Below are 14,583 nucleotides of genomic sequence, written 5' to 3'. Positions count from 1 at the left end.
GTGGTGGGCGGCGGAGTGGTGGGCGGCGTGGGCGGAGTCTGCTCGGTCACGGCGCAGCGCCTCCTTCGGTGGACGGGTCCGCGGCGCTCAGGTGGGAGATCTCCTCGGCGAGTTCGGCCTCGGCCTCGACGAGGCGGGCCTCTTCCTCCTCCTCGGACAGCGGTGCGTCGTGGTGGGAGCCGAGGTAGGCGTCGATGACGCGGTCGTCGGACATGACCGATGCGGGCGGGCCCTCCGCGATGACCTGACCCTGCGCCAGAACGACGACCCAGTCCGCGATGTGGCGGACCACGTCCATGTCGTGCTCGACGAACACGACCGTCATGCCGTCGTCGCGCAGGCTCTGCACGTGGCCGAGCAGCGACTGGGTCAGGGCCGGGTTCACACCGGCCATCGGCTCGTCGAGCATGACCAGCCGCGGCGAACTCATCAGCGCGCGGGCCATCTCGAGCAGCTTGCGCTGACCGCCGGAGAGGCTGCCCGCGAAGTCGCCGGCCTTGTCGGCGAGCTTGAAACGCTCGAGCAGCTCCATGGCGCGGGCGGTGACGGCCGCCTCCTGCCGCTTCCACAGCGGCGGGACGACGGCGGCCCAGAGGGCCTCCCCGCGCTGCTGGGGCGCGCCGAGGCGCATGTTGTCGAGCACGGTGAGCTTCGACAGGGCCTTGGTGAGCTGGAACGTGCGGACCATGCCGCGCCGCGCCACCCGGTGCGGCGGCAGGCCGCTGACGACGCGGCCCTCGAAGGTCCACGCGCCGGCCTCGGGCCGGTCGAACCCGGTGAGCAGGTTGAAGAACGTCGTCTTCCCGGCGCCGTTCGGCCCGATCAGCGCGGTGATCGAGTGCCGCTGGATCTCGACGTGATGAACGTCGACCGCCACCAGACCGCCGAACCGGCGGACGACGGCGTCCGCGACGAGGATCGGGTCCGGCTTCGCGGCCCCGGGCTCGGCTGCCGTCCCCGACAGCGCGTCGAGCGCGACCGCGTGATGCTCCGACTTCACCGCGGGCGCGGCGTCCGGCATCACGGGCACGGGCGGTGCCCCGGGCACCGGCGCCGCGATGGGGTCGGGGTCGCGGAGGAAGTCCCACTCGGGACCGGAGGGCGGGAAGTCCTGGGCGTCATCGGGCATCGAGCGCGATCTCCTTCCGGTCGCCGAAGATGCCCTGCGGGCGGAAGCACAGCATCAGGACCAGACCCAGGCCGACGAGCATGAAGCGGACCTGCCCGACCTGGTTGGGGTTCATCACCGACTCGGAGATGTGGTCGTTCGCGATGGCCTCGCGGAGGAAGTTGTCGGTGAACGAGAGCAGCGACCAGAAGATCACCGCTCCGACGACCGGGCCGAACACGCGCGCGGCACCGCCGAGGATCAGCGCGGTGTAGAGGAAGAACGTCGTCTCCGAGCCGTAGAGGTCCGGGGCGACCGAGCCCTGGCCGAGCGCCGCGATGAAGCCACCGAGCGCGCCGATCACTCCGCCGAGGACGAGCGCCTGCATCTTGTAGGCGTAGACGTTCTTGCCGAGGCTGCGCACGGCGTCCTCGTCCTCGCGGATGGCCTTGAGCACACGACCCCAGGGGCTGCGCATCAGCGTCCAGACCAGGAGGCAGCACAGCACGACGAGGACCCAGCCGACGGTGAGGACCCAGGTGTCGCGGGCGCTGAACTCGATGCCCAGCAGGCCGTACTGCTTGCCGTCCGTGTAGGGGTTGAGGTCGAAGAAGCCGGCCGAGTACTGCTGCAGACCGTCGGTGCCGCCGAGCTTGTCCTCGAGCGAGACCGAGCGGACGATCAACCGGATGATCTCCGCCGCGGCGATCGTCACGATCGCCAGATAGTCCGCGCGCAGTCGGAGTGTGGGTATGCCGAGCAGGATCGCGAGGACGACGGAGAGCCCGAGCCCGATCGCGATGCCGACCCAGAAGTTCAGGCCGTAGCTGGCGACCGAGACCGCCAGCCCGTAGGCGCCCATGGCCATGAACGCGGACTGGCCGAAGTTGAGCAGTCCGGCGTAGCCGAAGTGGATGTTGAGCCCGATCGCGGCGAGCGCGAAGTACACGCCGTCGATGCCGAGCCCGGACTCGATGGCGTTGGAGAAGATGCGGCCCCAGTCCATCTCAACCGATCCTTTCCCGGCGGCCGAGGATGCCTTGTGGGCGCACGAGCAGGATCACGATCAGGACGCCGAGAGCGCCGACGTTCTTCAGCTCCGGGGACACCCAGATCGTCGACAGCTGGATGAACAACCCGATGATCAGACTGCCGAGCACCGCGCCGGTCGCCGACCCGAGACCGCCGAGGGTCACCGCGGCGAACATCAGCAGCAGGATGTTGAACCCGAGCGCGAAGTTCACCTGCTGGGCCAGACCGAGCAGGATGCCGGCCAGGGCGGCCAGGGCCGCGCCGACGGCCCACACCACGCGGATGACGCGGTCGACGTCGATGCCGGACGCCGCCGCGAGCGACGGGTTGTCGGCGACGGCGCGGGTGGCCTTGCCGAGGCGCGTGCCCACCAGCGCCCACAGCACGAGGACCAGGGCGACCGCCGCGATGCCCATGCTCCAGTAGTCGCGGGGCGCGAGGGCGAAACCGAGGTTGAGCGGCTCGCGCGCGGGCTGGGTCCGGTAGTCCTCGTAGGAGGAGAAGCCGCCGCCGAACAGGTACTGGTAGACGTACCGGACCAGCAGCGCGAGACCGATCGAGACGATCATCATCGCGAGCAGACCGGTCTTGCGTTTGCGGAGCTGTCCCCAGAACAGGGCGTCCTGGGCCCCGCCGGCCACGCCGCACACGAGCACCGTCAGCGCCCCGGCGAGGAGCAGCTGTATCCCGAGTTCGACGTTGAACCAGTACGCGACCATCGCGCCGAGCGTCACGAGCTCGCCGTGCGAGAAGTTGACGAGCCCGGTCGTGCCGTAGATCAGGGACAGGCCGACCGCCGCGAGCGCGAGGATCAGCCCGAACCGCAGTCCCTCGGCCGTCAGCTGTACCCACTCGATCGTGTCCGACTTGGCGACGGCCCGCCCCTCGCCGAGCGGGAACAGCTGAGGTGCCGCCTGGCCACCGACGATCGAGCGGGTGACGCTCGTGTTGTCCGGATTCCGCAGGCTCACGTCCTCGGGCAGCGTCTCGGTGTCGAGCGTCACCGTGTACTCGCCGGGACCGGGCAGTGGGACGGCCCAGTTGCCCTCGCCGTCGCTGCGGGCCTCCCCGACCTGGTTGCCGGCGGGGTCGGTGACGAAGATGCGCACGTCCGCGACCGCGGCGTCGCCGTTGCGCAGTCGGCCGTGCACGTCCTCGCCCTCGGCCGCGGCGGGGCTCGCGAGGAGGGGTATGGCCAGGAGGGCGAGCACGAACGCCGCCAGCACGCCGGCCAGCCTGCGGAACACCGTCCCGCCTCCCTGGGGATCGTCGGTCACGTTTTGTCGGAGCTGATTGTCGGAGTCGATCATGCCCGCCCGAGGCGGGCGGGGGGCCGGAATCGTCAGAGGCGCGCGGTAGGTTCGCACGGTGAGTGACCACATCCCCGGCCAGATCCCCGGTCAAAGTGCCGGAAGCGGACGTGCTGGCCGGTTGCTGCTGCTCGACGGGCATTCGCTCGCATATCGGGCGTTCTACGCGCTGCCGGTCGAGAACTTCTCCACGACGACGGGGTCGCCGACCAACGCGGTCTACGGCTTCACCTCGATGCTCATCAACACGCTGCGCGACGAGGCCCCCACCCACCTGGCCGTGTGCTTCGACATCTCGCGCGCGACCTTCCGCAGCGAGGCCTTCCCCGAGTACAAGGCGAACCGCACCTCGACGCCCGACGAGTTCCGCCCCCAGGTCAGCCTGATCCGCGAGGTGCTCGACGCGCTGAAGATCCCCGTGGTGACCGCCGAGGGCTACGAGGCCGACGACGTCATCGCGACCCTCGCGGTCCAGGCCGAGGCCGAGAACTTCGAGGTGCTGATCCTCACCGGCGACCGGGACTCCTTCCAGCTGGTCAGCGACCACGTCACCGTGCTCTACCCCAAGCGCGGGGTGTCCGAGCTCTCCCGCATGGACCCGGCCGCGGTCGAGGAGCGCTACGGGCTGACCCCGGCGCAGTACCCGGACTTCGCCGCGCTGCGCGGCGACCCGTCGGACAACCTGCCGTCGATCCCGTCGGTGGGCGAGAAGACCGCCGCGAAGTGGATCCGGGAGTTCGGCTCGCTGGCGGAGCTGATTCACCGCGCCGACGAGGTCAAGGGCAAGGCCGGCGACGCGCTGCGCGCGCACCTGACCCAGGTCATGACCAACAGCCAGCTCACGGAGCTGGTCCGCGACGTCCCCCTCGAGGTGCGCCCGGCCGACCTCGCGCTGCAGAACTGGGACCGGGACGAGGTCCACCGCGTCTTCGACACCCTGCAGTTCCGCGTCCTGCGCGAGCGGCTGTGGGCGACGCTGGAGTCCGCCGAACCCGAGGCCGAGGCCGGCTTCGAGGTCGCCGGCGAGGTGCTCGCCTCCGGGGAGCTCGCCGAGTGGCTGGCCGAGCACGCGAGCGGTGCGGGCCGCACCGGCGTCGACGTCACCGGCACGTGGGGGCGGGGGACCGGGACGCTGACCGGCATCGCCCTCGCGGCCGCCGACGGCACCGCCTGCTTCCTCGACCCGGCGACGATCTCCCCGGAGGACGACGCCGCGCTGGCCGCGTGGCTCGCCGACGCGTCGCGGCCGAAGGCGCTGCACGACGCGAAGGGCCCGATGCTCGCGTTCGCGGCGCACGGGTGGACGCTCGCCGGCGTCACGTCCGACACCGCGCTGTCGGCCTACCTCGCCCTGCCCGGGCAGCGGTCGTTCGAGCTGTCCGACCTCGCGCTGCGCTTCCTGCACCGCGAGTTGCGCAACGACAGCGCCGACGGCGGCCAGCTCTCCTTCGACGGTGGCGACGAGGAAGCGGCCGCGAACGCGGCGATGGTCCGCGCCCGGGCCGTCATCGACCTCGCCGAGCACCTCGACGGCGAGCTGACCGCCCGCGGTGGCGCGATGCTGCTGGCCGAGGTGGAGCTGCCGCTGGTCGGCGTCCTCGCGGAGATGGAACGCATCGGCATCGCGGCCGACGCCGAGTACCTCGCGCACCTGTCCGCCCACTTCGGCGGCGAGGTCAAGGCCGCCGAGCAGGCCGCGTACGCCGCGATCGGGCACGAGGTGAACCTCGGCTCGCCGAAGCAGTTGCAGGTCGTGCTCTTCGACGAACTGGCGCTGCCGAAGACCAAGCGCATCAAGACCGGCTACACGACCGACGCCGACGCGCTCGCCGACCTCTACGCGAAGACCGAGCACCCCTTCCTCGAGGCGCTGCTGCGGCACCGCGACGTCACGCGGCTGAAGTCCACGGTCGACGGTCTGATCCCGATGCTCGACGACCACCACCGCATCCACACGACGTTCAACCAGATGATCGCCGCGACCGGGCGCCTGTCCTCGACCGACCCGAATCTGCAGAACATCCCGATCCGTACCGAGGAGGGCCGGCGCATCCGCACCGCCTTCGTCGTCGGCGAGGGCTACGAAGCGCTGATGACCGCGGACTACAGCCAGATCGAGATGCGGATCATGGCTCACCTCTCCGCGGACGAGGGCCTGCAGGAGGCCTTCGCCTCCGGCGAGGATTTGCACACGACCGTCGCGTCGCGCGTCTTCGGCGTCCCCGCCGACGGCGTCACGCTCGAGATGCGCGCGAAGATCAAGGCGATGTCGTACGGCCTCGCGTACGGCCTCTCGCCGTTCGGCCTGTCCAAGCAGCTCAACATCTCGACCGACGAGGCGCGCGAGCTGATGGACGAGTACTTCGAGCGCTTCGGCGGCGTGCGCGACTACCTGCGTGCCGTCGTCGACCAGGCCCGCATGGAGGGCTACACCTCCACGATCCTCGGCCGGCGCCGCTACCTCCCCGACCTCACCAGCGACAACCGGCAGCGTCGCGAGATGGCCGAACGCATGGCCCTCAACGCCCCGATCCAGGGCTCCGCCGCGGACATCATCAAGGTCGCGATGCTCGGCGTCGCCGACGCCCTCGCCCGCTCCGGCATGAAGTCCCGCATGCTCCTGCAGGTCCACGACGAACTCGTCCTTGAGGTCGCCCCGGGCGAGCAGGAGGCCCTCGAGGCCCTGGTCCGCGAGCAGATGGGCGCGGCCTATCCCCTCTCCGTCGCCCTCGACGTCTCCGTCGGCACCGGCCGCACCTGGCACGACGCCGGCCACTGACCCTCCCCGCCCCCGCCCCACCCGTACCAGCCGTACCAGTGGGGGTGACACCCCTTGTTGAACGCAGTGGGGGTGTCACCCCCACTGGTGAGGGCGGGGCGGCTGTGAATCGCGCGACAAGGGTCAAGACCTGCGGCGGGGGCGCCGATAGAGCGCGTGATGGGCCGGCACAGTGCACCGAAGAAGACACGGGGACGGAAGCGGATTCCGGGGGCCTCGACCGCAGCGCGCACGGACGCAGCGCGCACGAACGCAGCGCGCGCGGGCGCGCGGAAGCGGGCGTGGTCCGACGCGGGGACCGGCGCGACCTCGATGGTCGCGGCTGCGGCGGCGGTGTCGTCCGCGATCCTCGGGACCGTCACGATCGTCCCCGGCACCGGGGAGGGCGGGGGCGAATCGGTCTTCATGGCCTCGACCCGGGCGGACGGGAACGTTCTGCGCGGCATCTCGGCCAACGACCTGCTGCCGTACGTCCCGCTGCAGCCCTACGACGTCGAGGTGCCGCGGCCGGTGCCGGGGCCCGATCTGTTCGAACTCCTGAACCTCAACGCCCCCGTGGCGGACGACCTGCCCGCGCCGCTGCTCACGACGCCCGGCTCGAAGGCGATCCCGGCGCGCGTGCTCGCCGCGTACCAGTCGGCGGCGCGGATCATGCGGCAGCAGCGCCCGGACTGCCACATCTCCTGGCCGATCCTCGCCGGCATCGGCCGCATCGAGTCCGGCCACGCCCGCAACGGTGAGGTCGACGCCAAGGGCACCACGCTGCGCCCGATCCTCGGCCCGGCGCTGACCGGCGAGGGCAACTTCGCGCTGATCCGCGACAGCGACGGCGGCAAGCTCGACGGCGACAAGGTCTACGACCGCGCCGTCGGCCCGATGCAGTTCCTCCCCGGCACCTGGGCCGGCCTCGGCCGCGACGGCAACGGCGACGGCAAGGCCGACCCGAACAACATCGCCGACGCCGCCCTCGCCGCGGCGACCTACCTCTGCCTCGGCGGGGGAGACCTGCGTGACCGCGAGGACCTCCTCGCCGCGGTCTTCCGCTACAACCGCTCGTGGGAGTACGTCTCGCACGTGCTCGCGTGGGCCGGCGTCTACGCCAAGGCCGGCGCGAAGCCCGGCAAGGGCGGCCAGGGCACCGGCACGACCGGCCCGACGACGCCGGCCAAACCGAAGCCGACGCCCGCACCGACGACGCCCAAGCCGACGCCCGCCACGCCGGCCCAGCCGACGCCGGTGCCCAGCCCGGTGCCCAGCCCGGTCCCCAGCCCGGTCCCCAGCCCCGAGCCCAGCCCGGAGCCGGCCGACCCCGGCACCAACCCGACCCCCGAGCCCACGCCGGCCCCGACGACCGCCACCGTCGGCGGCCGGGTGTTCCTCGACGCGGACGGCTGGACCGAGACCGACACCGTCGACGACGAGGACGACACCGCCGTCGTCGGAGCCACGGTGCGGATCTTCGGCACCTCGGCCGCCGGCGAGGCGGTCGACCTGACCGTCGAGACCGACGCGGCGGGCCGGTTCCTGCTGCCGGGACTGGCCCCGGGTACCTACTCGGTGCGCCTCGCGACGCTACCGAGCGGGCTGCGGCCGCTCGGGGTCCTCGCGGCGACCGGCTGGCTCCTCGGCGGCCAGGGTCTCGAGAACGTCGAGGTCGCCGCCGGTCACTCCGTCGCGGTCGGCTTCTTCGCCGAGCCCGGCGCCTGAGCCGACCACCGGACCGACGGGCCGCTCGCCGAGCGTCCGCCGCTCGGACACCAGCCCGGCCAGCGACAGCGTCGCCGCGGCCGCGCACACGCTGAGCACGATCGCGCGCACCGAGTCGTTCGCGACCAGCTGGACGGTGAGGATCAGCCCGACCAGCACCGCCGCCACGCGCAGCCCCGCCCGCGGGTCACCCTGCGCGAGCCGGGCGTAGACGAGCAGCTGCGCGACCGCGAACAACGAGCCCGCCAGCGCGAACAGCGGCACGTCGTTCCCGAGCTCGGCGTAGGAGTTGCCGCCGATCAGGTCGACGACGAGATCGGGCACCAACGCCGTCCCGAGCGTCAGCACCGCACCCGAGGCCGCGACCAGCGCCAGCGAGACCCGCATCGCGCCGCCGCGCCGGGCCTCGTCGACGAGCATCGGGTACGCCAGCACCGCGATGAACGCGGGGAACCAGAACGCCCCCTTCGCAACGACCGCGCCGAGCGCGTACAGCCCCGCCTCGGAGGCGTCGAGCTGGTGCCGCGCGAGCAGGACGTCGACGTTGGTGAGCGCGAAGAAGGAGAACAGCGCCCCCGCGGCGACGGCGAACTCCCGCGCGGCGCCCGGCTCACCGACCCCGATGACCGGGTGCGGCGCCGGCGCGATCCGGGCCGCCACCACTGCCGCGGCCGTCGCGCCCACCAGCGCCCCGACCAGCCCCGCCGTCACGGTGTCGCGCACCGCGAGGCCGACGAGCGTCCCACCGAGCCGCCCGGTGGCGACGACGATGTAGAGGACGGCGAGCGCCCCGAACCGCTCGGTGCCCTGGGCCAGGCCGAACCGGGCGCCGACGAGCGTGAGCGGGAACAGCGACGCGGCGACCAGGAGCACCTGCGTCGCGTCGAGGTGGAGAAACGCCGAGAACGCGGGCGCGGCCAGGGCCAGTCCGCCGGCGATTCCGAACGCGACCCGGCGGCCGAGGGCGAGCAGGGCGGGCGCGGCGGCCGGTCCGTCGGTCGCCAGGCGGCGCGCGGTCACCGACTGCAGCGCGAGCGACCCGACGTACGCGACGAGCACGATCCCCATCAGCGACGCGAACGCGCCGAACTCGTCCGGCCCGAGCACGCGGGACGCGACGACGTTGAGCGCGTAGCCGAACGCGTTCGACACCGCGAGGCCCGCGGCCAGCAGGGCCCCGCCGCGGACGACGCCCGGTCCGGTCGCTGAGCTCACGCGGCCTCGCCGGGGCCGGGCTTGGTGCAGCAGAAGATCGCCGTGCCCGGGACCAGCCGGCCGCGCAGCGGGCTCCACCCGCCCCACACACGGTCGTGCCCGTCCGGCCACTCGGGCTCGACGAGGTCGACGAGCCGCAGCCCGGCACCGACGATCTCGCGGACCCGGTCCCCGAGCGTCCGGTGGTGCTCGGCGTAGACCGGGCGGCCGTCGGTCCCCGTCTCCACGTACGGGCGGCGGTCGAAGTAGGAGTCGCGGACGACCAGCCCGTCCGGCCCGGGGTCGTCGGGCAGCGCCCAGCGGATCGGGTGGGTCACGGAGAACACCCAGCGTCCGCCCGGGCGCAGCACACGGGCGACCTCCCGCATCACCCGCGCCGAGTCCGCCACGAAGGGGAGCGCCCCGTACGCCGAGCAGGCCAGGTCGAACGCGGCGTCGGCGAACGGGAGCGCCCCGGCGTCGGCCTGCACGACCGGCACCCGCGCCCCGGTCCGGCGGTCGAGCGCCCGCGAATGCCGTAACTGCTCGATCGACAGGTCGAGCGCGACCGGGTCCGCCCCGGCCCGGGCCAGCCACCGGGAGCACTGCGCCGCGCCGGCGCCGATCTCCAGCACGCGGCGCCCGGCCACCGGGCCCAGCAGCCCCGCGGTCGCCTCGGACAGGCCCTCCGGGCCCCAGACGAACTCGGCGTCGCCGAGGAACGTCCCGTGCTCGGCCTGGTACTCGGCGGCCACCCGGTCCCACCAGCCCCGATTGGCCCAACGGGAGGCCGGTTCGTCACAGTCCGTGCGCCCCACGGAGGCGACCTCGGGCCCGGCCGGCCCCGGGGCGAGGCCGGAGTCGTGGGTCATTCCGCTCCTCGGCGTAGGGGCGCCGGTACGGCCCGATACGGGGCGTGATTGACCGGCTTTCCGGCGAAGACGTATTCTGGCAGGCGCGGTGTGGGCTCGTGCGCTCCGGACATAGGGAGAGCACGCCCGTTGGTCGTTCCGGTTGTAGTTCTTTGGTTGCGCTTCACGTCGTCGCGTAGACAGGGGATTGGCGAGCGGTAGTCGGCAGCGGGAGCCGTCCGCTCGCAGACCACCCGACCAATTATCCGTATCCGGAGCAACCCACCACATGACGAGCACCGTCGAGGCCAACCCCGCACTGCACACCCCGCCCCAGGTCGCGGTCAACGACATCGGTTCGGCTGAGGACTTCCTCGCCGCGATCGACGAGACCATCAAGTACTTCAACGATGGCGACATCGTCGAAGGCGTCATCGTCAAGGTCGACCGGGACGAGGTTCTCCTCGACATCGGTTACAAGACCGAGGGCGTCATCCCCTCCCGCGAACTCTCCATCAAGCACGACGTCGACCCGTCCGAGGTCGTTTCCGTCGGCGATGAGATCGAGGCCCTGGTTCTCCAGAAGGAGGACAAGGAAGGCCGTCTGATCCTGTCCAAGAAGCGCGCCCAGTACGAGCGCGCCTGGGGCACGATCGAGAAGATCAAGGAGGAGGACGGCATCGTCACCGGCACGGTGATCGAGGTCGTCAAGGGTGGTCTCATCCTGGACATCGGCCTCCGTGGCTTCCTCCCCGCCTCGCTGGTGGAGATGCGCCGCGTCCGCGACCTGCAGCCGTACGTCGGCAAGGAGCTCGAGGCCAAGATCATCGAGCTGGACAAGAACCGCAACAACGTGGTCCTGTCCCGCCGCGCCTGGCTCGAGCAGACCCAGTCCGAGGTCCGCCAGACGTTCCTGACGACCCTTCAGAAGGGCCAGGTCCGTTCCGGTGTCGTCTCGTCGATCGTCAACTTCGGTGCGTTCGTCGACCTCGGTGGCGTCGACGGTCTGGTGCACGTCTCCGAGCTGTCCTGGAAGCACATCGACCACCCGTCCGAGGTCGTCGAGGTCGGCCAGGAGGTCACGGTCGAGGTCCTCGACGTCGACATGGACCGCGAGCGCGTCTCCCTGTCGCTGAAGGCGACCCAGGAAGACCCGTGGCAGCAGTTCGCGCGCACTCACGCGATCGGCCAGGTCGTTCCGGGTCGCGTCACCAAGCTCGTTCCGTTCGGTGCGTTCGTCCGCGTGGACGAGGGCATCGAGGGTCTGGTCCACATCTCCGAGCTGGCCGAGCGCCACGTCGAGATCCCGGAGCAGGTCGTCCAGGTCGGCGACGAGATCTTCGTCAAGGTCATCGACATCGACCTCGAGCGTCGCCGCATCTCGCTCTCGCTGAAGCAGGCGAACGAGAACGCCGGCGCGATCGGCGACGACGAGCACTTCGACCCGGCGCAGTACGGCATGCCGGCCGAGTACGACGAGCAGGGCAACTACGTCTACCCCGAGGGCTTCGACCCGGAGACCAACGAGTGGCTCCCGGGCCACGAGGCGGCCCGCGAGAAGTGGGAGGCGCAGTACGCCGCTGCCCGCGAGCGCTTCGAGGCGCACCGCAAGCAGATGCGTGCGGCCGCCGAGGCCGACGCCGAGGCCGGCGCTGCCGCTGCGGCTCCGTCGACCTACTCCTCGGAGGGCTCGTCCGACACCGACGGCGGCACCCTCGCCTCCGACGAGGCGCTCGCCGCCCTCCGCGAGAAGCTCACCGGCCGTTCGTGAAACAAGGGGTGTCACCCTTTGTTGAACGGCTGACGTAGCGTCAGCAAGGCCCCGTCCGGTTCGCCGGGCGGGGCCTTCCTGCGTGTCCGGACGCCCGCGTCCGACGACACAGCCGCTCTGAGAGGATGCGCGGCGTGCTCATTGCCGTGACCGGGGGCATCGGCTCCGGGAAGACGACCGTCACCGACCTGCTCGAGGCGAAGGGCGCGGTGATCGTCGACGCCGACGTGATCGCGCGGGAGGTCGTCGAACCCGGAACGCCGGGGCTGGCCGCACTGGTGGAGGCGTTCGGCCCCGAGATCCTCGCCGCGGACGGGGCGCTCGACCGGCCCCGGCTGGCCGCCATCGCGTTCGCCGACCCGGACGCCCGCGCCCGCCTGAACGGCATCGTGCACCCGCTCGTGCGGGCCCGGTCGAAGGAGCTCACCGAGGGCGCGCCGCCCGGGTCGATCGTCGTGCAGGCGATCCCGCTGCTGGCCGAGACCGCCGGGCGCGGGAACTTCGACCTCGTCGTGGTCGTCGACGTCGACCCCGAGGTCGCGGTGCAGCGCCTCGTCGCCTGGCGCGGGATGACCGAGGAGGACGCCCGGGCTCGCATCGCGGCCCAGGCGTCGAGGGAGGAACGGCTCGCGATCGCCGACGTCGTCCTCGACAACTCCGCGGACCGCGCGCACCTCGAGACGCAGGTGGATCGGCTTTGGGCGGACCTGCAGCGCCGCGCCCGCCCCTGAGTCCCGACCCCGTCGACAAGGGGTGACACCCCTTATCGACGGGGGTGTCGAGAAGGGGTGACACCCTTTATCGACGGGGGTGTCGAGAAGGGGTGACACCCTTTATCGACGGGGGTGTCGAGAAGGGGTGACACCCTTTGTCAACCAGTGCGGCGCCGTTGGTCAGGAGCGGCCGCCCACCAGCTCGGCGGGGGAGTCGTCCCACGCCGGGACGGCCGTCGTGCCGTTGTCGTACTCGGCGGCGGGCCGGGTGATCAGGTACGGGGTGCGGACCTCGGTCTCGCGGGAGGTGCCGATCAGCACCAGCCCGGCGACCTTGTCCACGGTCCCGCAGCGCTCGAGCAGGTCGGCGGTCTGCTTGGCGGCGCCGCGGTGGGTCCGGCCCGCCTTGGCCACGATCAGCACCGCGTCGGCGATCTCCAGCGCGTCGAGCGCGTCGCCGGCGCAGGCCAGCGGTTCGGAGTCGAGAACGATGACGTCCACGAGCCGCCGCGCCACCGTCAGCACCTGCGGCAGCGCGCTGGCCAGCTGGCCGGGCTCACGGCCGCCGCGCGTCCCGATCGAGAGGACGAGCACCCCGGGGGTCTCGGTCTGCTGCACGACCTCCGCGAGCCGCGCGCCGGGGTCGGCGGCGGCGAGCAGGTCCGACAGGCCGGTGTTGGGCTGGATGCCCACGCCGTAGTGGGCGGTGGGGTGCCCGAAGTCGCAGTCGACGAGCAGCACGCGCCGGCCCGACTCGGCCAGCGCCGCCGCCAGGTTGCGCGCGACGCTGGAGCGCCCGTCGCCGCGGTTCGGCGACGTCACCGCGATGACGCGGGGAGCGGCCTCGCCCTGCTTGCCGCGGTTCAGCACCGCGCAGCGCAGCACGCGGTAGGCCTCGGCGACCGTGCCGGTGGGGCGGGCCAGGAACGCGACGTAGCCCGCGTAGCGCGCCCGGGCCCGGGTGCGGGGGATCTCGATGAGCACGGAGCTGCGGTACGCCCGCTCGAGCGAACGTCGGTCGTGCAGCCGCCCGTCGCGGCCGGGCGCGATCGTGCCCGCGAGCAGGACGCCGAGCACCAGGCCGGCGAGGGCGCCGAGCGCCCCGCGCTCGTACGGGTCGGACGGGATGCGCTCGGTCGTCCGCGGCGCCGCGACCGGGGTGCCGATCGGGCGCAGCGAGATCCCGGTGGTGGCGGCGATGTAGTCCGCGGCGGCCTGGGCGTACGCGGCGGCCACCTCGACGGCGGCCGGCGAGTCGTCGCCGGTCGTCGCGGTGACGACGATCGAGCCGGCCTCCTCGTCGAGCGCGACGGTGACCGTGTCGGAGAACAGGTCCGAGCGCAGGAGCATGTTGCGCTCCGCGGCCGCGTCGGCCACCTCGGGCTGCGCGGCCACCCGCGAAGCGAGCTCGAGCTGCTGCCGGGCCTGCGAGGTCGACGCGGTCGTGGCGTCGGGGGAGAAGACGAGCTCGGTCGACGCGCTGCCGGGCGAGGACCGCAGACGCTCGGCCGCGGACGGCGCCGTCGCGACCGCCAGTCCGGCCCCGAGCGCGATCAGGACCGCGACCACCCACCACCGACGTAGGACTCTCCGGCCGAACCGGATCCCCCCGAAGTTCCCCATCGCCAACCGCCTTCTCACTACTCGTGGACTCGGGCACGCGGCGAACCCCGACGCGATCGGAAGCCCCCCCGATGCGTCTGTGGTGCCTGTGCACCGTGATCGTTTCTGATGTCCGTTTTGTCCGGCAATGCCTGAGGGACAAACATGACCGGAAGTAAACTTCTGGTTCTGTTGTGACGGACGGGCCGCGAGGGCTCGCGAGGTCAGTCCTCGCGCGGAACCAGCGGCAGGACCGGCGCCGGCGGCCGGGGCGTGGCCCCGGGGGCCGGCAGGCCGTCGACGAGGGCGCGGACCAGGTCGAGCACGTCGTCGGCATCGAGGACGAGCGCGGCGAACGGACCCTCGGTCGCGCCGATGCCCAGGCGCACGGTCCGGGCGTCGGCGGACCAGGCCACGCTGAGGGCCTGGGCGGGGTCGGCGACGTCGGAGAACGAGGCGGCGGGCGGTCCGAACGCGGGGCGCGAGGGACGGCGCAGCGGCACGACGTCGGCCATA

Annotated in this window: 10 protein-coding genes; 4 read left to right on the top strand and 6 right to left on the bottom strand. The window is 72.3% G+C overall.

The annotated features are described in order from the left end of the window. Positions 1–46 precede the first annotated feature (46 nt). The 3 genes from SPOPO_RS0123505 to SPOPO_RS0123495 are packed head-to-tail and all read right to left on the bottom strand — an operon-like array spanning position 47 to position 3,387. Entirely contained in the window at positions 47–1,129 is a 1,083-nt protein-coding gene (locus tag SPOPO_RS0123505; RefSeq protein WP_019877599.1) for an ABC transporter ATP-binding protein, read from the bottom strand. Continuing rightward, a complete protein-coding gene (locus tag SPOPO_RS0123500) occupies positions 1,119–2,114 on the bottom strand; it encodes a branched-chain amino acid ABC transporter permease (protein ID WP_019877598.1) in 996 nt (331 codons plus the stop codon). The genes SPOPO_RS0123505 and SPOPO_RS0123500 overlap by 11 nt, the downstream gene beginning before the upstream one ends. A 1-nt stretch (position 2,115) precedes the next feature. After that, complete coding sequence (locus SPOPO_RS0123495; protein WP_211210951.1) at positions 2,116–3,387, bottom strand: branched-chain amino acid ABC transporter permease; 1,272 nt, start codon at positions 3,385–3,387, stop codon at positions 2,116–2,118. A gap of 133 nt (positions 3,388–3,520) precedes the next feature. Here SPOPO_RS0123495 and polA point away from each other — a divergent pair, with 133 nt between their 5' ends. Next, entirely contained in the window at positions 3,521–6,229 is a 2,709-nt protein-coding gene (gene polA / locus SPOPO_RS0123490) for a DNA polymerase I (protein WP_028985050.1), read from the top strand. 312 nt (positions 6,230–6,541) lie between these two features. Continuing rightward, positions 6,542–7,936, top strand: a complete 1,395-nt coding sequence (locus tag SPOPO_RS33245; RefSeq protein ID WP_169577225.1) for an SdrD B-like domain-containing protein — start codon at positions 6,542–6,544, stop codon at positions 7,934–7,936. 1,211 nt (positions 7,937–9,147) lie between these two features. Here the strand turns inward: SPOPO_RS33245 and SPOPO_RS0123475 are convergent. Continuing rightward, positions 9,148–10,002, bottom strand: coding sequence for a class I SAM-dependent methyltransferase (locus SPOPO_RS0123475; protein WP_019877592.1), 855 nt, complete (start codon positions 10,000–10,002; stop codon positions 9,148–9,150). 268 nt (positions 10,003–10,270) lie between these two features. On the opposite strand from SPOPO_RS0123475, the gene rpsA reads away from it, so the two are divergent. Further along, the gene (gene rpsA / locus SPOPO_RS0123470; RefSeq protein WP_019877591.1) at positions 10,271–11,752 is read left to right on the top strand and encodes a 30S ribosomal protein S1; all 1,482 of its coding nucleotides are present in this window, start codon (positions 10,271–10,273) and stop codon (positions 11,750–11,752) included. A gap of 125 nt (positions 11,753–11,877) precedes the next feature. Further along, a complete protein-coding gene (coaE, locus tag SPOPO_RS0123465) occupies positions 11,878–12,483 on the top strand; it encodes a dephospho-CoA kinase (RefSeq protein ID WP_019877590.1) in 606 nt (201 codons plus the stop codon). Between the two features lie 162 nt (positions 12,484–12,645). On the opposite strand, the gene SPOPO_RS0123460 is transcribed toward coaE, so the two are convergent. Both SPOPO_RS0123460 and SPOPO_RS0123455 read right to left on the bottom strand, forming a co-directional pair. Continuing rightward, positions 12,646–14,088, bottom strand: a complete 1,443-nt coding sequence (locus SPOPO_RS0123460; protein WP_156870181.1) for a CpsD/CapB family tyrosine-protein kinase — start codon at positions 14,086–14,088, stop codon at positions 12,646–12,648. Between the two features lie 203 nt (positions 14,089–14,291). Further along, positions 14,292–14,582, bottom strand: a complete 291-nt coding sequence (locus SPOPO_RS0123455; RefSeq protein WP_019877588.1) for a hypothetical protein — start codon at positions 14,580–14,582, stop codon at positions 14,292–14,294. Position 14,583: the final 1 nt, after the last annotated feature.

Origin of the sequence: Sporichthya polymorpha DSM 43042 (assembly GCF_000384115.1) — a bacterium.
GTDB classification, from domain to species: domain Bacteria; phylum Actinomycetota; class Actinomycetes; order Sporichthyales; family Sporichthyaceae; genus Sporichthya; species Sporichthya polymorpha.
Note: the sequence above shows the minus strand (reverse complement) of the source record. Positions and strands in the feature narration are given on the sequence as shown.